General features: G+C 58.7%; 28 protein-coding genes and 2 pseudogenes. 16 read left to right on the top strand and 14 right to left on the bottom strand.

What is annotated here, in order from left to right:
- Positions 1–67 precede the first annotated feature (67 nt).
- From gabT to NKH98_RS11600, 5 genes are all read left to right on the top strand, one after another.
- Positions 68–1372: a 4-aminobutyrate--2-oxoglutarate transaminase gene (gene gabT / locus NKH98_RS11620; RefSeq protein ID WP_352898513.1), complete on the top strand. Its 1305-nt coding sequence runs from the start codon at positions 68–70 to the stop codon at positions 1370–1372.
- Between the two features lie 104 nt (positions 1373–1476).
- Positions 1477–2373 carry an NAD(P)-dependent oxidoreductase gene (locus tag NKH98_RS11615; RefSeq protein WP_352898510.1) on the top strand — a complete coding sequence of 299 codons (897 nt, stop codon included), beginning with the start codon at positions 1477–1479 and terminating at the stop codon, positions 2371–2373.
- A 53-nt stretch (positions 2374–2426) separates the two neighbouring features.
- The gene (locus NKH98_RS11610; RefSeq protein ID WP_352898508.1) at positions 2427–3176 is read left to right on the top strand and encodes an electron transfer flavoprotein subunit beta/FixA family protein; all 750 of its coding nucleotides are present in this window, start codon (positions 2427–2429) and stop codon (positions 3174–3176) included.
- 21 nt (positions 3177–3197) lie between these two features.
- Entirely contained in the window at positions 3198–4127 is a 930-nt protein-coding gene (locus NKH98_RS11605; protein WP_352898505.1) for an electron transfer flavoprotein subunit alpha/FixB family protein, read from the top strand.
- 439 nt (positions 4128–4566) lie between these two features.
- Positions 4567–5835, top strand: a complete 1269-nt coding sequence (locus NKH98_RS11600; protein WP_352898502.1) for a trimethylamine methyltransferase family protein — start codon at positions 4567–4569, stop codon at positions 5833–5835.
- A gap of 9 nt (positions 5836–5844) precedes the next feature.
- On the opposite strand, the gene NKH98_RS11595 is transcribed toward NKH98_RS11600, so the two are convergent.
- The 7 genes and pseudogenes from NKH98_RS11595 to NKH98_RS11565 all read right to left on the bottom strand — a co-directional run bounded on the left by NKH98_RS11595 (position 5845) and on the right by NKH98_RS11565 (position 11717).
- Positions 5845–6726, bottom strand: a complete 882-nt coding sequence (locus NKH98_RS11595) for an ABC transporter permease (protein WP_352898499.1) — start codon at positions 6724–6726, stop codon at positions 5845–5847.
- Positions 6723–6965, bottom strand: coding sequence for an ABC transporter permease family protein (locus tag NKH98_RS11590; RefSeq protein ID WP_352898498.1), 243 nt, complete (start codon positions 6963–6965; stop codon positions 6723–6725). The genes NKH98_RS11595 and NKH98_RS11590 overlap by 4 nt, the downstream gene beginning before the upstream one ends.
- Before the next feature lie 269 nt (positions 6966–7234).
- Positions 7235–8582 (bottom strand): annotated as a pseudogene (locus NKH98_RS11585) (aminotransferase class III-fold pyridoxal phosphate-dependent enzyme).
- Positions 8583–8822: 240 nt separating this feature from the next.
- Positions 8823–9314, bottom strand: a complete 492-nt coding sequence (locus NKH98_RS11580; protein WP_352898496.1) for an Lrp/AsnC family transcriptional regulator — start codon at positions 9312–9314, stop codon at positions 8823–8825.
- Between the two features lie 21 nt (positions 9315–9335).
- Positions 9336–10058 carry a haloacid dehalogenase type II gene (locus tag NKH98_RS11575; protein ID WP_352898493.1) on the bottom strand — a complete coding sequence of 241 codons (723 nt, stop codon included), beginning with the start codon at positions 10056–10058 and terminating at the stop codon, positions 9336–9338.
- A gap of 796 nt (positions 10059–10854) precedes the next feature.
- Positions 10855–11076 carry a hypothetical protein gene (locus NKH98_RS11570; RefSeq protein ID WP_352898723.1) on the bottom strand — a complete coding sequence of 74 codons (222 nt, stop codon included), beginning with the start codon at positions 11074–11076 and terminating at the stop codon, positions 10855–10857.
- Between the two features lie 32 nt (positions 11077–11108).
- Positions 11109–11717, bottom strand: a complete 609-nt coding sequence (locus NKH98_RS11565) for an efflux RND transporter permease subunit (protein WP_352898491.1) — start codon at positions 11715–11717, stop codon at positions 11109–11111.
- Here NKH98_RS11565 and NKH98_RS11560 point away from each other — a divergent pair.
- Positions 11713–11808: pseudogene (locus NKH98_RS11560) on the top strand (P-type conjugative transfer ATPase TrbB); the annotation flags it as partial. The gene NKH98_RS11565 and the pseudogene NKH98_RS11560 overlap by 5 nt on opposite strands.
- A gap of 336 nt (positions 11809–12144) precedes the next feature.
- Here the strand turns inward: NKH98_RS11560 and NKH98_RS11555 are convergent.
- Together NKH98_RS11555 and NKH98_RS11550 are read right to left on the bottom strand one after the other, a co-directional pair.
- Positions 12145–12519, bottom strand: coding sequence for a single-stranded DNA-binding protein (locus NKH98_RS11555; protein WP_352898489.1), 375 nt, complete (start codon positions 12517–12519; stop codon positions 12145–12147).
- 40 nt (positions 12520–12559) lie between these two features.
- On the bottom strand, positions 12560–13066 hold the full coding sequence (locus NKH98_RS11550) for a hypothetical protein (RefSeq protein ID WP_352898487.1): 507 nt from the start codon (positions 13064–13066) through the stop codon (positions 12560–12562).
- Between the two features lie 114 nt (positions 13067–13180).
- On the opposite strand from NKH98_RS11550, the gene NKH98_RS11545 reads away from it, so the two are divergent.
- Positions 13181–13684, top strand: coding sequence for a helix-turn-helix domain-containing protein (locus tag NKH98_RS11545; RefSeq protein ID WP_352898485.1), 504 nt, complete (start codon positions 13181–13183; stop codon positions 13682–13684).
- Between the two features lie 102 nt (positions 13685–13786).
- On the opposite strand, the gene NKH98_RS11540 is transcribed toward NKH98_RS11545, so the two are convergent.
- A complete protein-coding gene (locus NKH98_RS11540) occupies positions 13787–14590 on the bottom strand; it encodes a hypothetical protein (RefSeq protein ID WP_352898483.1) in 804 nt (267 codons plus the stop codon).
- A 759-nt stretch (positions 14591–15349) separates the two neighbouring features.
- Here NKH98_RS11540 and NKH98_RS11535 point away from each other — a divergent pair.
- The 9 genes from NKH98_RS11535 to NKH98_RS11495 all read left to right on the top strand — a co-directional run bounded on the left by NKH98_RS11535 (position 15350) and on the right by NKH98_RS11495 (position 21356).
- Positions 15350–15547: a hypothetical protein gene (locus tag NKH98_RS11535; RefSeq protein ID WP_352898480.1), complete on the top strand. Its 198-nt coding sequence runs from the start codon at positions 15350–15352 to the stop codon at positions 15545–15547.
- Positions 15544–16026, top strand: a complete 483-nt coding sequence (locus NKH98_RS11530; protein WP_352898478.1) for a hypothetical protein — start codon at positions 15544–15546, stop codon at positions 16024–16026. The genes NKH98_RS11535 and NKH98_RS11530 overlap by 4 nt, the downstream gene beginning before the upstream one ends.
- 590 nt (positions 16027–16616) lie before the next feature.
- Positions 16617–17258: a DNA-binding transcriptional response regulator gene (locus NKH98_RS11525; RefSeq protein WP_352898476.1), complete on the top strand. Its 642-nt coding sequence runs from the start codon at positions 16617–16619 to the stop codon at positions 17256–17258.
- Positions 17259–17271: 13 nt separating this feature from the next.
- Positions 17272–17850 (top strand): putative pterin-binding protein, encoded by a 579-nt coding sequence (locus NKH98_RS11520; RefSeq protein WP_352898474.1) that lies wholly within the window; start codon positions 17272–17274, stop codon positions 17848–17850.
- Complete coding sequence (locus NKH98_RS11515; RefSeq protein WP_352898472.1) at positions 17847–19112, top strand: sensor histidine kinase; 1266 nt, start codon at positions 17847–17849, stop codon at positions 19110–19112. Before NKH98_RS11520 ends, NKH98_RS11515 begins: the two co-directional genes overlap by 4 nt.
- A 2-nt stretch (positions 19113–19114) precedes the next feature.
- Positions 19115–19696 carry an NAD(P)H-dependent oxidoreductase gene (locus NKH98_RS11510; protein WP_352898470.1) on the top strand — a complete coding sequence of 194 codons (582 nt, stop codon included), beginning with the start codon at positions 19115–19117 and terminating at the stop codon, positions 19694–19696.
- Positions 19697–20060: 364 nt separating this feature from the next.
- Positions 20061–20459, top strand: coding sequence for a hypothetical protein (locus tag NKH98_RS11505; RefSeq protein ID WP_352898468.1), 399 nt, complete (start codon positions 20061–20063; stop codon positions 20457–20459).
- 328 nt (positions 20460–20787) lie between these two features.
- Positions 20788–21174, top strand: a complete 387-nt coding sequence (locus NKH98_RS11500; RefSeq protein ID WP_352898466.1) for a hypothetical protein — start codon at positions 20788–20790, stop codon at positions 21172–21174.
- A 59-nt stretch (positions 21175–21233) separates the two neighbouring features.
- A complete protein-coding gene (locus NKH98_RS11495; RefSeq protein WP_352898464.1) occupies positions 21234–21356 on the top strand; it encodes a hypothetical protein in 123 nt (40 codons plus the stop codon).
- Here NKH98_RS11495 and NKH98_RS11490 read toward each other — a convergent pair.
- From NKH98_RS11490 to NKH98_RS11475, 4 genes are read right to left on the bottom strand one after another with little or no spacing between them, the layout of a single operon-like run.
- Positions 21350–21682 carry a hypothetical protein gene (locus NKH98_RS11490; protein WP_352898461.1) on the bottom strand — a complete coding sequence of 111 codons (333 nt, stop codon included), beginning with the start codon at positions 21680–21682 and terminating at the stop codon, positions 21350–21352. The two genes, NKH98_RS11495 and NKH98_RS11490, sit on opposite strands and share 7 nt — an antisense overlap.
- On the bottom strand, positions 21679–21891 hold the full coding sequence (locus tag NKH98_RS11485) for a hypothetical protein (RefSeq protein ID WP_352898459.1): 213 nt from the start codon (positions 21889–21891) through the stop codon (positions 21679–21681). Before NKH98_RS11485 ends, NKH98_RS11490 begins: the two co-directional genes overlap by 4 nt.
- On the bottom strand, positions 21888–22448 hold the full coding sequence (locus NKH98_RS11480) for a thermonuclease family protein (protein ID WP_352898457.1): 561 nt from the start codon (positions 22446–22448) through the stop codon (positions 21888–21890). Before NKH98_RS11480 ends, NKH98_RS11485 begins: the two co-directional genes overlap by 4 nt.
- Positions 22429–23046 (bottom strand): hypothetical protein, encoded by a 618-nt coding sequence (locus NKH98_RS11475; protein WP_352898456.1) that lies wholly within the window; start codon positions 23044–23046, stop codon positions 22429–22431. Before NKH98_RS11475 ends, NKH98_RS11480 begins: the two co-directional genes overlap by 20 nt.
- Positions 23047–23123 lie beyond the last annotated feature (77 nt).

The raw sequence follows: 23123 nt of genomic DNA, 5'->3' as shown, positions 1-23123 counted from the left end.
GGCCGGGTCCGACGTCAAATGTCGCGTCTTGTCCCGATACAGTCACTCCATGATGGAAGGAAAACCCATGTCCTCGAACCAGCGCAGCCAAGATGAACTTCTGGCGGCCCGCGCGACAAATATCCCCAGAGGCCTGCTGACGGCACACCCCATCATCGTGGATCGCGCGGAAGGTGCTCACATCTGGGACACCGCGGGTCGCCGCTATCTCGACTTTGTTGGAGGCATTGGCGTCCTCAACGTTGGCCACAACCATCCCCGGGTGGTTGCGGCGGTCCAGGAGCAACTCCAGCGCGTCACTCACACAGCCTTCCAGGTGGCAGCGTATGAGCCTTACATCGTTCTGGCGGAGCGACTCAACAAGCTGATCGGCAAGGGTGCGGCATACAAGAGCGTATTCCTGACGACCGGCGCGGAAGCCGTGGAAAACGCGATAAAAATTGCGCGCGCCTACACCAACCGCCCAGGCGTGATTTCCTTTCGCGGCGGCTTCCATGGGCGCACGCTGCTTGGAGTAACGCTCACCGGCTTCGCTCAGCCGTACAAGCAGAATTTCGGCCCCTTTGCTGGCGAGGTCTTCCATTCGGCCTATCCTGATAGCTATCGCGGCATCACGACAGAAGGCGCTATTGCCTCGCTCGAGGAAGTGTTCGCCACTGAGGTCGCGCCCGATCGCGTCGCCGCCATCATCATTGAACCCGTGCAGGGCGACGGCGGCTTCCTGCAGGCTCCGCCTGAGTTCCTGCGCGCTCTCAGAGAGATAACGCAGCGCCACGGCATCGTCCTCATCGCTGACGAAATTCAAACCGGATTCGGTCGCACCGGAAAGCTCTTTGGCTTCGAGCACGCGGAAATTCAGCCCGACCTAGTCACGGTCGCGAAGAGCCTGGCCGGTGGCTTTCCGATCTCGGGTGTCGTCGGCAAGGCCGAGATCATGGATGCACCCGCTCCCGGTGGACTCGGTGGCACATATGGTGGCAATGCAGTCGCATGCGCCGCAGCACTGGCAGTTCTCGATGCATTCGAAGAAGACGGACTTATCGAGCGCGCCGCAACTTTGGGCACGAAATTGTCGAACGCCCTTGATGCGCTCAAGGCAGAGCACGCCGATATTGGCGTCGTGCGTGGCGTCGGGTTCATGCGCGCAATCGAGTTCGTGTCGGACAGCGTGACGAAGAGGCCCGATGCAGATCGTGCGCAACAGGTCATGGAGCGTGCTCGCGAGCGGGGTCTGCTTGTGATCAAGTGTGGGGTTAATCGCAACATCGTTCGCTTCCTGGCCCCCGTCACCCTCTCCGATGGAGAGCTCGACGAGGCTGTTGCCATCCTCGCCGACGCCTTGAATGCCGACAAGGTGTCTGCCGCCGCGTAGGGCTTTCAGGTGATCCGAACTGCGGCCGAGGCCGGAGACAACCTCTAGATTAGGCCGGATCTCGGCTGGGGAAGGTGGCTGAACGCCACCTCAGGGAAAGTCGCATGGGCGCGATATTTGTCGATTGTACTGAAGAATTGGCCCGCGTCATAAAGGACCGCAAGTTGCCGGTGCCCGGTGCGATCACGATCAACGAAGGGAACCCCACGCAAGCAGACCTCGTGGCAATGTGCGCGCAGGCCGAAGTGCTCCTCGTCGAGCACACGGTTGTTCCACCAGCTGTTCTCGATGCTTGTCCCTCAATACAAGCGATCATTTTTATGGGGACGGGGGCAGGAACATACGTCGATCTGCATGACGCCGCAAAACGCGATGTGCAGGTTTACACCACCCCTGGTTATGGAGATCGATCAGTTGCCGAGCACGCATTCGGTCTGATGTTCTCAGCAGCGCGCAGAATAGCCGAGATGGACCGAACGACCCGCTCCGGGCTCTGGTCGCCCGTGGGCGGATTGCAGTTGATGGGACAGAAGATTGCAGTGCTCGGCCTAGGTGGGATCGGAACCTGCATGGCGGACCTTGCGAGCGGAATTGGTATGGAGGTGGCAGCCTGGAACCGAACTGCCCGTGATTACCCAGGCTTTGTTGCGGATCTCGATGAAGCATTAGACAATGCAAGCGTCGTTTCCTTGCATCTGTCCCTCAACCCGGAAACGGCTGAAATTCTGAACGCTCGACGACTGCTCCTTCCAAAGAGGGGCTTTATTCTCGTCAATGCGGCGCGCGCCGGTCTGATCGAGGAAGCGGCGCTGTTGCAGATGTTGGCCGAAGGGCAGATTGGGCACGCAGCACTGGATGTGTTTCCGGAAGAACCGCTTCCCGCAGGCAGTCCTTACGTTTCACTGAACAATGTCACATTAACCGCTCATGCGGCCTACATGACAGATGCAGCTTACGAACAGCTGTGGCTCCGAACGGTCAAGGCTTATGAAAGGCTCTAGACCAATCGGACCCGCTCCGGCCGACGATCCACCTAAACTCGAGAGATAGACCAATGAAGATCCTTGTGCCCGTGAAGCGGGTGGTGGATGCGAACGTCAAGGTTCGCGTGAAGGCTGACGGCTCGGCGGTGGAACTCGCCAACGTCAAGATGGCGATGAACCCGTTCGACGAGATCGCGGTCGAAGAGGCGATCCGGCTGAAGGAAGCCGGCAAGGCCGAAGAGATCATCGTCGTATCGATCGGCCCGCAGCAGGCACAGGAAACCTTGCGCACCGCGCTCGCCATGGGCGCCGACCGCGCCATTTTGGTCAAGACCGACGAGCAGACCGAACCGCTCGGTGTCGCCAAGGTGCTGAAGGGCGTCGTCGACGCCGAACAGCCTGGCCTCGTCATCCTCGGCAAGCAGGCAATCGACGACGACTCGAACCAGACCGGCCAGATGCTGGCGGCGCTGCTGGGCTGGGCCCAAGGCACCTTCGCCTCCAAGATCGTGCTCGACGGCGACAAGGCCACGGTGACGCGCGAGGTCGATGGCGGCCTGCAGACGCTGGAACTGAAGATGCCGGCGATCGTCACCGCCGATTTGCGGCTGAACCAGCCACGCTACGCGTCGCTGCCCAACATCATGAAGGCCAAGAAGAAGCCGCTCGACGAGAAGAGCCCTGCCGATTACGGCGCCGACGTCAAGCCGCGGCTTAAAGTGATCAAGACCGAGGAGCCGGGCGGCCGCAAGGCGGGCGTCAAGGTCAAGAGCGTCGCCGAGCTGGTCGATAAGCTGAAGAACGAAGCCGGCGTGTTATAAGGCTGAGAAGGGACAAAAAAGATGACAATTCTTCTGATTGCCGAACACGACAATGCGACGCTTTCCGACCAGACCGCCAAGGCGCTTTCGGCGGCACTGCAGATCGGTTCGGACGTGCATGTGCTGGTTGCCGGCAAGGGCGCCAGGGGCGCGGCCGACGCCGCCGCCAAATTGAAGGGCGTCGGCAAGGTCCTGCTCGCCGAGGCCGACGAGCTCGCCGAGCACCTCGCCGAACCGACCGCAGCACTGGTTGTGTCGCTCGCGGGCGCTTACGACACCGTCATCGCGCCGGCGACTTCGTCGGGCAAGAATGTCGCGCCGCGCGTCGCTGCCCTGCTCGATGTCGCGCAGGTGTCCGAGATCATCGAAGTGGTGTCGCCGGACACCTTCAAGCGCCCGATCTATGCCGGCAATGCCATCCAGACGGTGCAGTCGACCGACCCCAAGAAGGTCATCACCGTGCGCACTGCCTCCTTCCAGGCGGCGCCCGAGGGCGGCTCGGCGGCTGTCGAGACCGTCAAGGCGGCGGCCAATCCGGGCCTCTCGGCCTTCGTCGAGAACAAGCTGTCGGAGACTGACCGTCCGGAGCTGACCTCGGCCAAGATCATCATCTCGGGCGGCCGCGCTCTCGGCTCCTCCGAGAAGTTCCAGGAGGTCATCCTGCCGGTCGCCGACAAGCTCGGCGCCGCGGTCGGCGCCTCGCGCGCCGCCGTCGATGCCGGCTATGCGCCGAACGACTGGCAGGTCGGCCAGACCGGCAAGGTCGTGGCGCCTGACCTCTACATTGCGGTCGGTATCTCCGGAGCCATCCAGCACCTTGCCGGCATGAAGGATTCGAAGGTCATCGTCGCCATCAACAAGGACGAGGAGGCGCCGATCTTCCAGGTTGCCGACTACGGCCTCGTCGGCGACCTCTTCGTCATCCTGCCGGAGCTGCAAAAGGCGCTTTGACGGGTGCCGGAGAATTTGTGATCCTTCTGATATCGAGACGAGTTTTCCACTTTAGGCACTTTGGTTACCAATCACGCCATCAGACTTGAATAGGGGGCCTCTGCGTTGCCCGCATACGGCTGCTGCGTCGCAGCAAACCCCGCACGATAGACGCTTGGTTCTGAGTTTCCGCTCGTCGTTGCGCACGCCAAACAAGACTATTGAGTCCCGCTGGGCGTAGGCTCGCACTTCGTGGAATTAAGTCGGCATTACGACCGGATAGCCAAGCCGTCACTTAGCGCGAACGGATATCACCGCCTCGCGGCAGGAAGGCGGAATGGGATCGGGTTAGGCCACATTGCATGGGCGCGCACATTCTAGTTTTCACGGCAATGGTCATCCTGCTTGCGCAAAGTCTGGTGATGGTGTTTTGCGCGAAGGCATATTTTGGGAGTGGGGCATGAAAGGTCATTCTGGCTGCCAGCAACGCGAGCTTTCGGATTATCTGGCGAGAAGCTTTTTGCCGGCAACAGATGCGGCGGCCTTTGATGCGATTGAGAAGGCGGCAGACCGGATTCTGGAGGAAGTCGGAATTCGATTCCAGAACGATCCTGAAACCATCGAGCAATTGAGACGAGCAGGTGGTGTCGTTGACCGCGAAGTTGTGCGTCTCGATGGATCCGCCCTTCGCCAGATTATTCGTAGAAGCGCGCCGCGCAGTTTTCGGCTGAGGGCCCGGAATCCCGATCGCGATACGGTCGTTGGCGGTCTGGCATGCACCAGTTTCGCCCCAATTTACGGCGCACCGGATGTTCTTTTGGAGAGTGGGCAACGGGTCAAAGGCTCGAGAGACATCTATCGTCAGCTTCTTGCGATTGCTCATGAAAGCCCAGGGCTCACCAATACGGGACACATGATCTGTGTCCTGGATGATGTATCGGAGGCTTCCCGTGCCTTTGAAATGCTGCTCGCGCACCTGACGTGCTCGGATAAACCATTCATGGGCAGTATCGCGTCCCCTGAGATCGCGATGGAGTATATCGATCTGACGGCAGCGGCGTTTCAGCGGCCGCCGCAAACAGGCGCCTGCAATCTGCTTCATCTGGTTAACTGCACTCCACCGCTGACCTACTGGGAAAATCCTTTGAAATGCCTCCGTATCATCGCCCGGGCCGGCGAGGCTGCGATGATCTCCTCCTACATGATGATGGGAGCGACGAGCCCCACAACGATCGCCGGATCGCTTATTCAGGGTTACGCTGAGGTGCTTCCGGGATTGGCGCTGACGCAGCTTTGGCGGCCGGGCGCCCCCGTCGTCATGGGAATTCTCGCCTGGCCGTTCGATATGAGAAGCATGCAGCCGAATTTCGGAGATCCCGCCTCACAGCTGGTACAACTTTATTCATCTGAACTCTCCCGACGACTTGGGATCCCCTCGCGCGGTGATGGGGCGGTCACATCTGCGAAGGTGGACGATGCGCAGGCCGGAAGCGAGGGCGCACGCGTCCTGGCGGCATCGGTGGTCTCCGGAGCGGACTTCATTCTGCATAGCGCGGGTTGGCTGGAACAGGGGCGCTGTGTGTCGGTCGCCAAGTTCCGCCGCGACGCGGCGGCAATCGCCGAGACGTATCTACAGACGTCGATCGCCTGTGAACCACCTGCGGCGCCGGATCCTGCCATCGAAGCGGAGATTCGAGGACGACTACTCAAAATAGCGATGGTCGCCTGAATTCGAATCCTACGTCGTGATGCCCCTCAGCCGCTCTGTACGGCGGCGCAACAGTTCTACTGTCACCAGCATGACAATCGCCAGAGCGATCAGCACAGTAGCTGCAGCCGTGATGGTGGGGCTGATCATTTCACGAATCCCGCTGAACATCTGGCGAGGCAGTGTGCGCTGGTCGGAACTGCCGATAAACAGGACACAGATTACTTCGTCCCAAGAGGTGACGAAGGCGAAGAGGGCGCCGGAAATGACGCCAGGCGCGATGAGCGGCAACATCACCCTGCGGAAGACCAGGGCAGGCGATCCGCCGAGGCTCGCGCCGGCCCGGATCAGCGACTGATCGAAACCCGTCAGGGTCGCCGTGACGGTGATCACGACGAAGGGGGTTGCAAGCAGCGTGTGGGCCAGAATGACGCCGGTATAAGTGTTGTTCAGGACGATGATGGGCTGCGACGTGACCATTAGCGGATTAGCATAGAAGAAGAAGAGCGCCGCGGCCGTGATGACCACGGGCACGATCATCGGCGAGATCAGCACCGCCATGACCGCAGCCCGGGCCGGAAAATTGGGTCGTGACAATCCCAGCGCTGCCAACGTTCCAAGGGAGGTCGAAAGAATGGTGCTGAAGAACGCGATGATGACGCTGTTCTTGACGGCCGTCGTCCAGCGATCATTGAAAAAGAAATCCTCATACCATCGCAATGACCAATCGCCCGTCGGGAAGGATAGGAACGGCGTAGCGTTGAAACTGATGGGCAGAACGATCACGATCGGCGAGATCAGGAAAAGCAGAACCAGACCGCAAAAGGCGAAGAAGAAAAGCCGCCAAGCGCGCTCCAGGGTCGAGGCATAAGGTGGCAGTCCGAGCAGCGGAAGAGGCGCCATCGCGATCATCCCAGCTTCATCTTGTCGATGCCGACCAGGTGATTATAGGCCCAGTAGAGCACCAGCGTGGCGATAAGAAGCGTTGCGCCCAAGGCGGACGCCTGCCCGAAATTGATGATGTTATTCATATAGTAGGACACGTAGTTGCTGACCATCTGATCGCGTGGTCCGCCGACGAGTGCCGGCGTGATATAGTAGCCCAGGCACAGGATGAAGGTCAGGAGGCAGCCGGCGGCAATGCGGGACACGGCGTTCGGCGCAAGCGCGGACGATGTGCTGCACCTGCTCCGTATTTCGCGGCCTCAAAACCGCGGTCGTGCGGCCGACATAGTGCCGGCGAAAGTCAGTCGTGTAGGCGGATATGATATCCTGATCGCGCGTGACGATCTCCTGCGGCAGATGGGCAAGCACCTCTTCCATGTGGTCCATAGTGGGGTCATTCATTGGCGGTGCTCATTCAACGCGGAATTGGAATCTGACCAGACCAGGTTGTGACTAAATCTTTGAGTTGGACTGCTCATAGGTCCTTGAAGTCCAGGGCCAAGTCGAGTGTCTTGTCGAGCCGTTCGATCAGCAGGTCCACCTCACTTTCGGTGATACAAAGGGGAGGAGCGAAACCGATCGTGTCATCGCCAAAAGCGCGGAAGATCAGACCATTGTTGTAGCCGGCCTCGAACAGGCGTGGACCGACTCGCGCGTCTCTCGAGGGCTTGCGTTTCGTTTCCTTGTCGGCAACGAGTTCAATGGCGCCCAGCAGGCCGACAGACCGTACGTCGCCGACCAGCGGGTGATCGCGAAACGCCCTCAATCTTCGTCCAAAATACTCGCCAACCCGCCTGCCGTTCTCAAGGAGGCCGCCTTCCTGGTAGAGCCGCATGACCTCAAGCCCGACTGCAGCGCTTACCGGATGCCCGGAATAGGTCAGACCGTGGCCGAACGCCGACCCGTCGGCCGTTCCGTCGGCGATGACCTCATAGATGCGGTCGGAAACGATTGCGGCGCCCATGGGCACATAGCCGGAGGTAAGGCCCTTCGCGACGGTCATGAAATCCGGTTCAATACCTTCATGCTCGCACGCGAACATCGGCCCCGTGCGGCCGAAACCGGTAATGACTTCATCAACGACGAAGAGAATTCCGAGCTCGCGGCAAGCTGCCTGCATGGCCGTTAGATAGCCTGTAGGCGGCACGATTACGCTCCCGGAACCCTGGACCGGCTCACATATAAACGCGGCGGCGTTCTCTTGGCCGATCTCGTGAATCTTGTCCTTCAGGGCCTGCACTGATGCTGCGATGATAGCCGCGGGATCTTGTCCCACAAGGTTGCGATAGGGGTAGGGCGAGCGGATGTAGTGCTGCCATGAGCGCGGCAGATCGAACTTGTCGTGGAAGATCGGAAGCGCCGTGAGACCGGCGCCGTTCGAACTGGAGCCGTGATAGCCGCGTTCGAGACTGATGAAGTGCTTCTTGCGCGTCAGACCGCGCACATTATTGTAGTAGCGGTGTCGACGGCGTCCGAACCGCCGAGCGTAAAGAAGACGTGGTTCAGGTCGCCAGGCGTAACTTCCGCCAGCTTCGTCGCAAGCCGGATTGCCGGCTCGCTGCCAAATGGAAATAGCCGGTTGCGTAGGGCAGCCGTCGCATCTGCTCCATCGCGACCTCGACGATGCTCTCCTGTCCATAACCCGCGTTTACACACCAAAGGTCGGCAAACCCGTCAAGCAGCGTGTGGCCGTACGCATCGGTGACGAAGCAGCCTTTGGCTGATTGCAACATGGTGACGCCGCGCTGTTCGTGCGCGCGAAGGGAGGTGACAGGATGGATGAGATGAGCACGATCATCTTCTATCAGGCTGTTCGACAGCATTTCGACACCTCGCAAGTTGGTTACGGATCATGCCGGCGACGCCTCCGATTAGTCGCTGCGGTTTCGACATCGGCAACCAAGCACTTGTGCCGAAAGAGGCAACAGGGAGGCACATTGTGCTGACCGTGCAATCCGCCTTACCAGAGGGACCAACAAGTTGTCCGCATCCTTTCCATGCCCGTTCGACCCTTCGCGCAGCGTTGCTGGGATGGCCTAACGCCAAGAAAAACGCTTGCATGGTCAACTGTCGTTGATCAATGACTTCAACGGGATGGGCCCGCGATCAAAGATCGTCTTGATCACGATGTAGCTGAAGTACTTCTCGACGCCAATGTTTCGGCTGAGGATCGACTCCATTATCTCCTGATATAGAGCAACATTTTTCGTTAGGAACTTAAGCAGGTAATCATACCCACCACTAACAAGATGACACTCCTGGAGTGTTTCATACTTGCGAATATTGGCCTCAAATTTGATGAAATCTTCCCGCTTGTGATCGTTCAATGTCACCTGCGTGAACACCGTTATGTGCTCCACGAGTTTGGAAAGATGGAGGCGGGCATTGTAACTTACAATGTAACCAGCTTCTTCCAGGCGCCTCACTCGTGAAAGGCAGGGGCTTGGTGACAATCCCACCAATTCAGCCAAATCGACGTTCGAAAGTCGCCCGTTTTGCTGAAGTTGCGCGAGAATGTTGATATCGATCCGGTCTAGTTTTGGTAATCCGACCATTCTCGCGCACCCCTAATTGCACTAGGCCCGGAGAGCTTCCTGGTGAGCCTTGGCTAAGTCGGCCATGCTATCGAACCTGAATTCATATTTAGGCATGTCGCCCGGATGCATGGTAGCGCCGAAGCCCTCCTGATTGTAGCGGCGATAGATCCAGCACGACGCGAGGCCATGATGGTTCGCCGGCCCGTGATCGTGGAACATGCTCTCGGCCGTGTGCAGGACTTGGTGCTTCTGGATGCCCAGCGTCTCCAGCTTCTTGATCATGTATTCGAAGTTGCGGTCCGAAGGCTTGTAGGAGCCGGCATCTTCCGCGGTGTAAATCGCGTCGAACTCGACCTGGAGCTTCTCGTTGCTCGCGGCAAAACTCTCATTGTCGACATTCGATAGAATGACCAGCTTATAGTGACGCTTGAGATATTGCAGGGCGCCCGCGGAGTCCGTGAATGCCGGCCAATTCTTCACCGACTTGCCGTATGCTACGCATTCAGCCCATGTAACCGATATGCCCCATTCTTCGGCTAAGCGCCTGTAGACGATCGGCAGAAGATCGCGGTAATTCTTGGCCGGCGTCTGCAATTGCTGGGACGATTCGTGACGGGCATGTGCCTCGAGCACTTGGTTCCGCGATAGCGCGACTGGAAGTCGGCTGGTCAAGGGCTTGAGGCCCTCGAACATGCCCGATTCCCAGTCGATCAGCGTACCATAGCAGTCAAAGGTCAGGGCTTTGAAGTCCGTCAGTTTCATGGCGTAGGTCCTTCGTGTCGATGAGATAAGCTGGCATTAAGTGGACGCGCTGACCTTCACTGCATAGACGAGACGCATTGCTCGGGATGCTCGCAATTGACTGCCTTCCAATCGTGAAGTGCGGTACGGCGCTATAAACGTGCATTTATTTCAAGCTGAGTTCAGGCGAAGCGCTTGTCTACCCTTTCAGGCGCTGACGCGCCCATCTGGGCTCGTACACAGTTCGAACGCCGGCATCTTGCGCTGAATCAACAACCAGTTGCCGTAGAATGCATGGACCCAGATGGCATGCTATGCCGAAAAGGGGGCTTCGATTTGGCATTTATGCTGGATTGGGAAAAGCCATCGCGGGCAATTGCCTAACCGGCTTAGAAACAGGCTGTCGGACCAAGGATGCGCTTTTGGCCGTGCTGCGCGAATCTGTAATAAACAGGATGGGCTCTCGCCAGCGGCCGAACAGATCGTGCTCGAAACTAGCGGCCTTGCTGACCCTGCGGCAATTGCTGCCTACGTAGGGGGCCCACCTTCCTTCCGCGCCAAAGCGCCAAGCCTCGGCTGCTGCCATAATGCCGATGAAACCGGATATCGACGGTATGTCGAGCTTCCAGCATCCAGTAGGCATTCTACTGGTTTTTCATTTCGCAAGCGGATGAACGATGAGCCCTCTATTTGTGAAATCGGCCAATGTAAACATTTGCTGATGATGGTCAAAAGACCGACAGTCCAAGCCTATCTTATCCCTTGCCACGAGATCATGTAAGACAGCGGCCAACCAAGTGCGCCTGGCAGGCTCTGGCTACACACCGTTCAGAGCTGTCTCTCCTGCCGTCACTTCTGCAGGAAGATCACGCGCGCCGCGACTTTCGATCGTGAGCAGCCAAAGCATCATGCAGGGCAACAGCGTCAGCGTCAGAACGGTGGCACCTGCAAGCCCCCCGATGATTGCGTAAGCCATCGGCCCCCAGAAGATCTCGGTGGCGATCGGGATCATGCCCAGAATCGCGGCGCATGCGGTCAGTACGATGGGACGAGCGCGATGTAGGGCCGCGGCTACAATGGCCTGGTCGGGCGTTGGCCGAGCGCGACGTTCTGATCCACTTCCTGGATGAGGATTTCCGCGTTGCGAATAATCATGCCTGACAATGCTATGACGCCGAGCTGCGCAACGAACCCCATCGGGGTGTTCGTAGGCAGCATTGCGGCCACGACACCAATGAGCCCGAAGGGAGCCATCAGCATTGCAACGGCCATGCGTGAGAAGCTCTGGAGCTGAACCATCAGCAGCGCCACAATCACGAGCAGCATGATCGGTACGACAGCGAAGACGGATGAGTTCCCCTTCTCCGCCTCCTCGGTAATGCCGCCAGCCACAATCGAATAGCCGGGCGGCAGGTCAGACCGAAGCGTTTGCAGATTTGCGTCGACTTCCCTCGCCACAGTCGCTGCCTGGACGCCCTTGGCGACATCCGCCTGAACGACAACCATCGGCTCGCCTTGCCGGCGCCATACGATCGGATCCTCCATGCCATACGCGACGGTTGCAACCTGGCGCAGCGGAACTGAGTTTCCATCACCGGTTCGCAGCTGGAGGTTGCCAATCGTTGCGACCGATGTCCGGTCCGCCTGGATGCCCTTGACGACAACGTCAACAAGCAGCACGATGAGGTTTCGCCCTGACCGGATCGTCGGCGGCGACGTCCGCGACGGGGCCGCCCTGACGCTGCTTAAGGCCTCAAACACCGGCCTTCCCGCTTAACGCGGATACACAGCCCTGATAAGAGCTGCTTGTGCAGCACTGCTTACGACCCCGCACAGAAGGGCGGGGCTGATGTAAAAGTTGAAGATCAAGCGATGAAGAAGCACACGATGCCAGTGGTCGCGACCGTGATCACATCCAGTAAGTCGTCTTCCATGACCAATCATCTTTGTTGTCGGATGGCTGCCAGGGCGCCACTCGGCCGAAGGGGAGGGGGCACGAACACAGCCGCGATAGTGGTGCCTTTGCCGGATTGCGCCGCCGCGACGACTAGGCCGCTGCAGAGTTGCCGGGACAAACGAACCGTGCTCAGCCGTCGGGCGGATCCTGTCAGTCGTTCGCATTGACATTGGCGGCCTGGAAGGCGTTGAACGTCGTTGCGACCAGATCGGTCGTGTAGACCGTCTCGCCGTCCTTTTCGTAGGATGAGTTGCTGATGCGGCCTTCGGCTATGACCGGCTGGCCTTTGGAAACGTTGTCTTTGATCCACGCGGCCTGATCATCGAACACGGTGACGGTGACCCAATCCGTCCTCGTTTCCTTTTTCCCGGCGTCGTTGGTCCAATGGCGGTCGGCAGCGATGCTGACCTTGACCGCCTTATTGAAGCTGGTGACGCTGCCTACGTTCCCGGCAACGGTGAAACGATTGATGCTGCGCATATTGGGATACCTTCTGTAATTAGGTGGCTCGATTTCCGTTCGCACGTCAATTAGAGTGTCATCATAGAATCGACGGAAGCAGCAGTCAGATGTTGAGATTGAACCATGTCCGCTGCCTCAAGCCCTGGGCATCGATGTACTCAACGTACCAAGGCTTTGACCGCATCGGCCGCGGCATGCTGATGGTCCTCTGGCAACTGTCGCCGTCACGGCGATTGGTGACTGGCTTGAAGATAGGCCTGCCGTTGCGATGGTCGAAGCACCCATTCTCGCTCTTCTCGCACATGTTTGGTTTCGAGCGGCTACCATCGTGCCCGACATCGCTGTAGCGGACTGTCCAACCGTCCGGGCAGTCGTCATAGACGTCTTTCCGCGCGGCAGAGGAGTTCGCGTCAGGGCATGTTGGCCAGAAGAAGCCGGGAAGCTTCATCGCGGCGATGAGCCGGTACATGGGCGGGTGGCAGCTAGGGGTTGCCTGCCAGTCGCCGGACACGCACAGCAGAACCTGACAGCCCCATTCGGAAGCCGGGGCGCTGCTGGCGTAAAGGGAGCCGGCCGCAATGGCGGCGGCATAGAGCAGAGATTTGGTCAACGGGAGCTCCTTTCACTGGCGTCGCAGTTTATACTTTAATTGATTTCTTGCGGCCGCGAAAGGAGGTTTGTATGGGGTTGGATGGCGGTGGAAAAATACGATCCGAGAAACGTCTTGGACAACCCAGAGCGCGATGTGATGCAGGCGCAGATAGCGGCAAAACTCGAAGAAGAACGACAGCGGCGCAATCTGTCGAATCGAGATTTCGTGGCGCTGATCAAGAGCTTTGCCAGCGAAACGGAATTCTCCTATCGCACCTACTATTTGACGATGCGGCGGGAGCAGAACCTCACGCTCGCGACGGTCGCGTTGTTCGCACGGGCTCTTGAAATCAGCGTCGCTGAACTGCTGCTGCCGGCGGCAGCGCTGGAGCCGTCGATGAAGCGGCTCGACGTCCAGCAGATCAAGGACAACATCGCGCGTGCAGTAAACGCCTTCCGCAGCCGCAAGGACATGCTGAAGAAGGAAGTTGCCGACTTGATCGGGATTTCGGTCGTCACCTATTACAAGATCGAGCAAGGGCAACAGAACCTGACGCTGGCGATTATCGGCATGATCACCAAAGGGCTTGCCGTGCCGACGGCCGCACTGCTCCTGGGCCGGGTGCCGAAGCGCTGATTTTTGCCTTGCTGGGCGCAAGGGGTTCCGGCAGGCTTGTTCAAAAGCCCCTTTGCGACGGTTCAACTAGGCCCGGGCTGGTGGGATTGGGCGTCCCAGCCGTCAGCCGGACGGTGGTTTGCGTCCAGCAAACCGCTGAAAGCGGCCCGAAGGGCCACCGGTCCGGTTGTAAGAAGGCTGTCCGCCTTTCTGTTTATTGCCGAAGGTTCCTGAGGACGCCGCTTTTTTGAACCCAGTCGGACAAAATTTAAGACCGAGGCCCGGCCGAAATTTTTTGAGCCATGCGAGCCAGCGCCCGCACTTGATTTTGACCAGGTTTGGCAGATGCCTGGCGCGCCATTGCGGGCGGTCCGTGATGTCGAGCAGGCCAAGATGGCGGGCCAGGCGCAGCGCGTTGCGGACGGTGGTGGCGCCGACGCCAGCGCGGTCGCCTATTTCCTTGACGCTCGATCCGCAAGAGCCGTGCTGGCGGCAGTCCGAGGCGACAATATAAAGCACGGCCCGTTCACCCTCCGTGAAGCGATCCCGCACATTTGGGGGTAGGGCGGCCATATCGCCCAAGCGTCGTTTTCTCGCCCATCGGGCTGGGCAGCGCGACCCGCTCGCCGCTTGGTGGAGCGACTGCTTGGATTTCGGGCGCTGCGGAAAGTAGGTGGTCGCCGGCGGCATACGCGCTTCGCGCGCCTCTTGTAGAAAGGAGCGGCGCGAATGGGCGGCCTCGCTGAGCTCTTGCGCCTCCCGGTCCCTCAAGGCGCCCTCGGCCAGCCCTCGCCAGACCAGTGCAAGATAGTGGTCGATCTGCTTAACCGTCGTGATGTCGGCAAGCCACCGGGCCATTTCGGTGTGTATGGTCACCACGTCTTTTCCTTGCTTGCGGCAAAGAAAATCCGTGGCGCGAAAGCGCATTTTCCTGTTGCGACTGTCAGGGGAAGCAGCTAGATTTTGCCATCTTCTTTTGGTGGCAATCTACGGAATTGGCGTTCCGTTCTGGCTACAACCTCTTGGAAATCCGGCCTTCGCGCCGGGTTTTCTTTTTGCCTGTATCCGTTCTCCACGATTCGATGATTTGCCACCGTAAGCGGCTGGGCGCATAAGTTAAAGTAAAAACCTGATCGCCGACAACCCTCGGCTTACGGTGCGCCGCCTCGCCCAATTCGGCCTTGCGCCGTCAGCGCTCGTACTCGGCCCGGATCGGGCTCGCTCCAAAGGGGCAGGGCGGCTGTCGGGGCAGGGCGGCTTGCGCCGCCCCTGTTGCTGGTTATTCTTCGTTGTCGTCAGTGTCGTGTCTTACTTCGCTTCGCAGCGGGGATGGACGCGGTTGAAGATGGCCGCAATCACATCTGCCGTGTAGACCGTCCTGCCGTCCTTTTCATAAGACGAGTTGCCAACGCGGCCTTCCACGTAAACGCTGTCGTTCACGTTGTTCCTGATCCAGTCGGCGCGCGTGCCGCTCAGGATCGACGGTAAGGCGAAAACTGGTAGGGGAACCACTCACCCGAGGGCCGGCGCAAGATTCTCGCATGCGGATCCGCAGCCAGTTCTGCACGGAGCCGGCGAAGACACGGAGGAAGAATAGGGGTGCCGGTTTTCGCCTTTGTTGGGGGAGGGGGCAGAGCCCTCCTTTCCCCACTAGCGACAAAGGAGTTGATACTTTAACATCGCTGCATGAGCGACGCTCAACAGATCGCGGACATGTATTTTGAGGAACTGCGCGAACGCGCAGAGCGCGAGGGGATTGACGCTGCGTTGCATGTGGCAGCGATGACGCTGGCGTTCTATCAGAACAGCGCCAGCACTGGATTTCATCGGCGACAAGGGCCGTTGCTGGTCACGCCGACGACTGACGGGCCGGAAGAACCATGAACAATGACAGCGTGTCACTCTTTCGAATGCGTGCGATCGCCCCCGCAGCGATCATCACTCTGCTGGTGCCCGGATTCACGTTTGCGCAGGCAGGCAATCCGATGTGGCAGTCAGGGTATAATTGGACGTGCGAAGCGACGGCCCGCACGATCTGTGAGCGAGACGGGACTTGCAAAATCGGCGATGCAGGCGGTGTGAAGTTCGAGATCGAATATGAAAACAGCCGTGCGCTGTTTCCCGACGGGAAGGTGAAGATCAAGCGACACTACCGGCAGACGGTCAATGACAGTCCCCTGCAGGCGGAGGTGAAAGTCGAGCTGGCCGACAACCGCGTCCTGTGGTTGACGGCGGTCGATGCGAGCCGAACTTACTCGCAAGCCTGGACGGGAGCCATTGTCGAACCGAAAGGAGGGGTCGTCCTTTCGATCACGCAAGGCGTTTTTTGCCTTCCAGAACCTGCGGGAATGCCAAAGGGATGACACCGGACAGTTTGACCAGAAGGCAGCGTCGGGAACTCCGATGGTGGGCCGCTGAACGCAAGGATCAGCGAGGCAGTGTGCCTTGCGTATCGTGTCACGGCGTCGGGCTGCGGCCGCTTGACAATGATCGCGATGCCGCCGTGATCAAGAACGGTGTGGGATACGCAGCTGAGCCTTGCCGCCGTTGCGCCGGCATGAGATTTTTTAGCCGCTAAGGGAACTGTTCCCGTCAAATCCATACCAGCCAATAGCCGCGTCCGGACCGGCAAAGAAGGCCAAATAGTTCACCTCTGCGACATTGTCGCTCCCCACAGAATCCATGAATTCCATGAGGGAAGGCGAGCAAGACTGCGCCGGTCCTCGTCGGCAAGGCATGCTGAGCCTAGGCGCAAAAGCGTATCGCGCCAAGTGATGCCGAGAAAACACAGTTCCCCGCGGGTCGCCTAGCCATCATTGAAAAAAGCAGCAGCGAAAAGGTTGACACAAACCTCAATTAAAGTACGACAATCAACGGTAGCAGGGGGCGACATTCATGTCCGAATCGGCGGCCGCAAATTGCGCCTTCGCCGGATTCGGCAGCGAGGTGTCGAATGCAGATTTTTCAAGTGCTGGTGATCGAGGACCAGCCCCTGTTTGGCGACATGCTTCAACGCCGCCTCAAGAGATTTTTTGGCAAGCAGACATTGATACTGGTGGCCGGAACGCTAGAGCGTGCAAAGCATTTGCTTCGAGACGGTGAATTCGATCTTGTCGTCACAGATGTTGGATTGCCAGGCCTTGACCCCACGTCTGAGACTGATCGAAAGATCGTAATCCAAGAGATTGCGGCCGCAGCTAGCGAAGCTATCCATATCGTCATGACCGGATCGCCAACTGTGGGCGAATCTGAAGAATGCCGCCGCCTCGGATGCGCCGCGTATATTGGCAAGAACGGACTTGGCCCGGATCTGCTGCAGGATATTCTTTCGCGCGCCGCTAATGGTCAATTCGTGGCTCAGCTGCCGGAAGCTGACGAGTCAGAGGCGGACTTTCGTCTGCACTATTCCGATCTAACGCAGCGTGAAGAGGAGATCTTCAATCGTGTGCTGCAGCGCCCTCGGGGATCAACACGCGCTGAGGTTTTCGAGCAGGTGAAAGAGCTTTGGGGGCTGGAATCGGGTGAAACGGTCAAGAAATACTACAAGAATGCGCGCGCCAAACTCGCCCGAAACGGGCTTTTGCCGAAAGTTTGAGATGGAGACGACGTTGAAAAGCAAGTTCCGCGGCCTCCGTCTCGTTGCGTCGACGGCCACGATTGCCATCGCCGGTGCGGTCGGCACTGTAAGTTTCGCTCAGGCGACATCTGAGGTGGACGATCCCGAAAAGCTGGTCATCGAGACGGACGCAGGAAACCAGTTGGTCTCCTTCAGCATCGACGCGATAAAAAAAGAGTTCCCGGTGCGCGAGCGCGCGACCCGCACGCCATGGACGACGTCTGGAGAAATCGTCCGGTTTCGAGGTGTTTATCTCAAAGATTTGTTGGCCAAGCATCACCTCGATGAACACAGGGCGGTAGAGGTCCGCGCAGACGACGGCTTTATGGCGCGAGTCCCGAAGGAAGACATCGACAGCTATGCTCCCATGATCGCGTATGAAAAAGAATGCACGGACGCAGATCGGCAGAATGGGAAATGCGACGCCGACGACACGTACCGTCAGCTCGACATAGACGAGTCCGGGCCGTTTTTCGTGGTCTGGCCCTATGACAAGCTGCCGGCGTCCTACATTCCCGCCCGTAACAATCTGTGGGTGTGGTGGGTTATTGCGGTGCGGCCGGTCAGATGACGAAGCGCATCAACTTCGTCGAGGTTCTCTACGTTGTTTTGTTGGGCGCTGTAGCAGTCAGCGTGTGGGCGTTCTTTCAAGCGGACCGGCAGCACCAACAGACCAGTCAGGTGCTCCAGGAAACCTATGAGATCCAATGGCGGGCCGCCCAAATTCGGGAACGCCTGACCGGTGTTATGACGGATCTCCAAATTGCGCTCGCCACTGGAAAGAAGTTGCCCCGGATTAACCGGGATGTTCGTCACCTGGCGCACAATGTCCGGCAAACAATATCACTGGAATATATTGGCCGCTATCTTGGCGGACAGGATATAGGGCGGCTGACGAACGCGCTCGAAGTGATTGAAACCGCGGTCGTCCCTGCGACTCAAGAGGCACGCACAAACTATAGCGAAGCGCTAGCGCAGCTGACCGATTTGAGATCGGACATGTTCCGTGTTTCCAACGCGGCGCTCGAGCACATGACCGCTTATAGCGATGCTGCGCACGCGCAAGAGCGGAACCGACGTCTTGGCTTTGTGCTGGTCATGGGCTTAGCCACCATCGTGCTCATCGCCGTGGGGTCCGCATGGCAGTCGCGTTTTGTCCAGTGGAAGGAGCAGCATCTGCGCTCGTTCTCCAGCCTGTTCGCGCACGCGACAACCTCCCATATCAGCGCACTCAGACTGTTTCTGGACGAAGTAAGAGAGGGAGAGGCCCCCGAAAAGGGCATGATCGATCAGGCGCAGGCGGCCGCCAGGGATCTCGAACGAATGAACACACGCTTGCGAGATATTATTATGGCCTACGAGCAACCGAAGGGGACCCTTGGAAGCCAGCTAAAATCTCTTTCAGCGCTGATCTCGGGCATTGCTGGAAATGTCGAGCGAAACGAAATCCTGAAACTGGATGTTACCGATCAAGCGTTGGCCGCGCGTGTACCCGCATCGCAATTTCACGTGATTCTGAGTGAATTGGTGCGAAACGCAGAGGCCGCGATGGAAGGTCGGGAATTCCCGCAGATAACAATACGCGCTCGGATCCATAAACCTCTGATCGGCGCGAAGCGGCTGATCATGAGCGTCGAAGACAACGGCAACGGCATGACCGAAAACGTCAAAAAAAATGCCACGATGCCATTCTTCTCGACCCGCGGTGGCAATCACACTGGCATGGGTCTGGCCAGCATTGTGGATCTAGTGCGCTGCATGAAAGGAAAGCTGCGGCTCAACTCCACCGCCGGCCGCGGCACCTCCGTCCAGTTCGATTTTCCTCTGGGGTAGCGATGCGTGTCTTGGTGCTTCATGCGCATCCGGATGATTCAAGCTATGGGGCGGCCTTGCATCGCGAGACTGTCGCCGGGCTTGAGACGGCGGGGCATGTTGTCGACAGCTGCAACCTGTACGCGGAAGCCTTCGATCCTGTGATGAGCTATCAGGATCGCATCGCCTACTACGAGATTCCTGACAACCGACAGGCGGTAGAGAACTATGTTCAGCGGCTCGAACGGGTCGACGGGCTGGTGATAGTTTCGCCCGTATGGACGCTGGGATTCCCCGCGATCCTCAAGGGCTATTTCGATCGAGTCTGGATACCGGGAGTGGCTTTCTCGCTTATTAATGGGCGGGTAAGGCCGAAACTCACCAATATTACGAAGCTTGGGGCTGTCATGACGTACGGTGCGCCTCGGGCTCAGACTTTCCTTGCGGGCGATCCCCCCCGAAAGGTCGTCAAGAGATTGCTGCGATCTCAGATCAGGCCGCTGGCGCCAGTGCTTTATCTCGCTCACTACGACATGGATCGCTCAACCGAGCACAGCCGATCACGGTTCCTGGGAAAGGTGAAAACCAGATTTGCACGATTTTAAATCGCCATCGGGTCCGGCTATGGTCGCTGCGCTGAGAATTGCCGCACAGGCTGACGGCCGAGCGAAGGCCGCTTTGATTGCCTGATTTAGAGGCGACGTGCCTACAACTTTGACAAAAGAAAAAAGGGGGTGGTATCGCCCCCTTTTTTTTGCTGGGCGTCGGGTTATCACTCGAATCGAAAGGGCTGCACGCAACTAGGAAAATTACTGCGATGCAGAGCCTGGGAAATGTCTCGGCCGGACTACAGCTCGCCGCGCCAGCAGAGCAGTTCTTTCCCCGGCCATCGAACAACAGTGTTTCAGTGAGAGTTCACCGTACTCACTGAGCTTCGGCATCCATATGTGCCGATTGAGGAGGCGGGATATGGTTCTGGCTGTGGTAGCGATTAACGGTGACCGCGTCGAGGATCCTGTCGCTGAGCGGCCGCTCATAACGATGCTGAAACGGCATCGTCAGTTGCGGGAGCAAGTGGAGCATCTGTGTCAGCGCCTCGTTGATTGCGAGACGGAAAGTCGGGCTTCGGCGCGGCTCGAGATGCGACTGAACGAGCTGCTTGCCCAGGAAGAGCATGCACGGGACGAGTTGCTTCGATTTGCGGTCGAAAGCATCGAGGATTGCGCCGCCAAGGCCGAGCACCTTCGCTGGTTGCTCAACAAGGGCGACAGTGGACTGGAGGACGCAGATTGGAACCTGCTCTTGCAGTCGTTTGTCGATCGTACCCCGGTGGGCGCTGGCGCTCTTGATCGTCGGCCCGAGCGGTAGCGAAACACCCCTTTTCCGACGTTTAGATTGAGCACCGCGACTTCCCGCTAAGGGTCATGGTTTCTCCTTCAATCTCTCCGATGGAAGGGCAGAAAGGGTCGTTCTTTCGTTCTTTCGCCTTCAACGTCCGAGGGGAATTGATCGATCGAACAGGTCCGCGATAAGCAGATCCGCGCGGTCGCTGGTCGTTCTCTGGCTGTAACGCAGATGACGGTGCCATCCATCCTGACATGAATGCGCCGACAGTCGTGCTACCGTAAGAACGCGGCCCGCCAGTGTTGCGATACCGATCTGCCAGCATGCCATGAAGTGAAGAGGAGAGTTCACCATGTCCGGGATCAACCGCCGCGCCTTGCTTCTCAGCTCCGGCAGCGCCATCATCGCCTCGACGATTGCGGCAACGGCTCACGCCGGAGAGCCGCGACGCCGGGACCGGGAACCGTCCCGCGACCTGCGGGCGCTGATAAAGGCGCACAAGGCAACGTACGCGGCGTTCGGCAAGGCAATCCAAGAAAGGGACGGCAGTAATCGCGAACACGACAGAGCCAGCCGGGCCGAGGAAAGGGCACTGCTGGCTGTCTGTGCCTATCCTGCGGTCAGGGAAGGTGATCGCCGGGCCAAGGCCAGATATCTTTTGAGGATCGAGAGCCGCGGCGAGCTCGACTTGGCAGAGCACATGCAGGCTCTTCTCCGTTCGACAATGTGGAAAGGATAGGGGACTGGCTTCCGCATCGCGGAACTTGGACGTCCGTGCCTTAATCAGAGCTTTCGACGATGGTCGTTGTTGCCGCCAAGGCGGCCCATGTGCGGACGCTGCTACGCGACGGTGCGAGCGGTCTGGACGAGAAGGACTGGGAGACGCTTTTGCAGTCGTTTTCAGATCATGACGGCTATTGATAGAGCGAGGCCATCCAGCCGCTCGGGGTTTTAGAAAAGCCGACGATGGATTGTCTCTTCCTTTGGCCGCCGAGACCGTCATAAGTTACGTCAACGGCGCATCGCACACCGGGTCCCAGGGTGTCTTTGTCGCATTGCCCCAACGACAATTGTAAATTCGGCCAATCATTGGGCTTGGCAGCTTGAAGCGACGCGCGAGCTTCTTCCTCTGTGGGAATTTCCAACTGGGAGTTTCCAGGCGCCGACGATGTTAGTGCATAGGTTCCGCCAACTCCTATGGCGATACCGATCACGAGAGCGATGGCAGAGGATGCGATGCTGTTCATGAATACCAAAGACTAAGGAGCAAATCGCCTAAAGCGGGAAATTGATTGCAAAGCCATGTGAGCGCCAGAAGGAAAAGGATGGCGGCTACAGCCCAACCGTTACCGCTGTCGAGATCGGCGAGATCGCGTTCAGCTTGCTTTTGCGCTTCCAGCCCCTCCGCATGCACGATTGTCATAGGGCGATTGTAGTGGGAATCTGGCATGGTCACTGGCCAGCTCCTTTCGTAGCCGTGGGCTGCGAGGTCTGCAGAAGCGCCTGGACGGGATGTGGGAATTTATAGGCCCACAAGCCCTCACTCGCGCCTTTTGCCGTCAGTTCCGCAACAACATAGCCCATGTTGACGGCGTTGCCATCCGGATAGGTTGCCGCAAAGGCGAAGCCAGAAGAAATCATGGCTGTGCCAACATCGATTGTCGAACCCTCGACCTCGGCGGCGCAAACTGCGAAAATCGCGTCGTCCCGCGCTCGCCCGATCGGTTGGCAAGTCACTGCCGCCGTCTGAAACAAGCCTCCGAGCTGGGCCAGCGAAAGACTTCCGCAGTCGTGTTTGTTACCGGCAGCGTCGGTGGCTATGCTGCCGCGTATACAGGACTGGACGCCATACAGGCGGTAGACCTGACCATCGGACTCCCAGGTGTCGCCGGTCTGCAACGTGATATTCTTAGGAACGGCGAAGCTCGATGCCACCTGCTGGCCATGGGCCGGAAGCAAGGTTGCGGCTATTGTCGTAGCCGTCAAAAGAATGTCACTGGCTCGTATCGCCAAGGCCCATTTCCTTTCCTATGACGGCCGACTCGAGGAGGTCGGGGCGAAGCGGCTTGCCCTTCTTGTCAACAGCGATCTGAGCAAAGCCCTGGAAGACCATCGAGTCATCGTCGTTGGCGACGAGAAACGGATCGTTGTTCGACCCTTGGCCAACGCGGGCGAAGCAGGACACAGGATCGGGCGTTCCGGGCGTCGATTGCAGTACCAGCGTCTTGCATAGGATTACGCTGGCGCGCTTGTTGTAGATCGTGCCGGCGTCGTCTTTCGCGGCGTCTCTGCAATCCCACGTCTGCACCCGATTGTAGATGACCTTCTTGGACGGGCAGGACGTGAGGCCGCGCAAGACATATTCGACGCCGTTGATCTTGCGATGGGTCGCGTCAATGATTTCGACGGGAGACGAGATATCGTCGACGGCGCGAGCGACGAGCTTGCCGGTTGCATCATAGCGTTCGAGAACGAAGACCTTCTTATGGGGTTCGGCGAACTGGCTGAGATATTCAACGCTCGGTTCAGTGAATGGTGACGGCTCGTCCTGGGCGGATGCCGCGCTCATCAAGGCAGCGGCGGCAACCAAGGCGGGAACGATCAATTTCATGACGGTATTCTCCGTTTTGTGGCTGCATCTGTGCGCGGCTGACCGAAAGCGTCAAGCGGCTGGCGCGGGCAGCGCCG

The organism is Mesorhizobium sp. M0833 (assembly GCF_040319905.1).
GTDB lineage: Bacteria > Pseudomonadota > Alphaproteobacteria > Rhizobiales > Rhizobiaceae > Mesorhizobium.
Note: the sequence above shows the minus strand (reverse complement) of the source record. Positions and strands in the feature narration are given on the sequence as shown.

Excerpts from the sequence above, each read along its gene's own strand:
- NKH98_RS11540 (WP_352898483.1), bottom strand. The coding sequence starts at position 14,590 with ATGCGCTTTCGCGCCACGGATTTTCTTTGCCGCAAGCAAGGAAAAGAC.
- gabT (WP_352898513.1), top strand. The coding sequence starts at position 68 with ATGTCCTCGAACCAGCGCAGCCAAGATGAACTTCTGGCGGCCCGCGCG.
- NKH98_RS11515 (WP_352898472.1), top strand. The coding sequence starts at position 17,847 with ATGACGAAGCGCATCAACTTCGTCGAGGTTCTCTACGTTGTTTTGTTG.
- NKH98_RS11615 (WP_352898510.1), top strand. The coding sequence starts at position 1,477 with ATGGGCGCGATATTTGTCGATTGTACTGAAGAATTGGCCCGCGTCATA.
- NKH98_RS11595 (WP_352898499.1), bottom strand. The coding sequence starts at position 6,726 with ATGATCGCGATGGCGCCTCTTCCGCTGCTCGGACTGCCACCTTATGCC.
- NKH98_RS11600 (WP_352898502.1), top strand. The coding sequence starts at position 4,567 with ATGAAAGGTCATTCTGGCTGCCAGCAACGCGAGCTTTCGGATTATCTG.
- NKH98_RS11575 (WP_352898493.1), bottom strand. The coding sequence starts at position 10,058 with ATGAAACTGACGGACTTCAAAGCCCTGACCTTTGACTGCTATGGTACG.
- NKH98_RS11580 (WP_352898496.1), bottom strand. The coding sequence starts at position 9,314 with ATGGTCGGATTACCAAAACTAGACCGGATCGATATCAACATTCTCGCG.
- NKH98_RS11510 (WP_352898470.1), top strand. The coding sequence starts at position 19,115 with ATGCGTGTCTTGGTGCTTCATGCGCATCCGGATGATTCAAGCTATGGG.
- NKH98_RS11500 (WP_352898466.1), top strand. The coding sequence starts at position 20,788 with ATGTCCGGGATCAACCGCCGCGCCTTGCTTCTCAGCTCCGGCAGCGCC.
- NKH98_RS11505 (WP_352898468.1), top strand. The coding sequence starts at position 20,061 with ATGGTTCTGGCTGTGGTAGCGATTAACGGTGACCGCGTCGAGGATCCT.
- NKH98_RS11610 (WP_352898508.1), top strand. The coding sequence starts at position 2,427 with ATGAAGATCCTTGTGCCCGTGAAGCGGGTGGTGGATGCGAACGTCAAG.
- NKH98_RS11605 (WP_352898505.1), top strand. The coding sequence starts at position 3,198 with ATGACAATTCTTCTGATTGCCGAACACGACAATGCGACGCTTTCCGAC.
- NKH98_RS11495 (WP_352898464.1), top strand. The coding sequence starts at position 21,234 with ATGGTCGTTGTTGCCGCCAAGGCGGCCCATGTGCGGACGCTGCTACGC.
- NKH98_RS11490 (WP_352898461.1), bottom strand. The coding sequence starts at position 21,682 with ATGAACAGCATCGCATCCTCTGCCATCGCTCTCGTGATCGGTATCGCC.
- NKH98_RS11525 (WP_352898476.1), top strand. The coding sequence starts at position 16,617 with ATGCAGATTTTTCAAGTGCTGGTGATCGAGGACCAGCCCCTGTTTGGC.
- NKH98_RS11530 (WP_352898478.1), top strand. The coding sequence starts at position 15,544 with ATGAACAATGACAGCGTGTCACTCTTTCGAATGCGTGCGATCGCCCCC.
- NKH98_RS11475 (WP_352898456.1), bottom strand. The coding sequence starts at position 23,046 with ATGAAATTGATCGTTCCCGCCTTGGTTGCCGCCGCTGCCTTGATGAGC.
- NKH98_RS11535 (WP_352898480.1), top strand. The coding sequence starts at position 15,350 with ATGAGCGACGCTCAACAGATCGCGGACATGTATTTTGAGGAACTGCGC.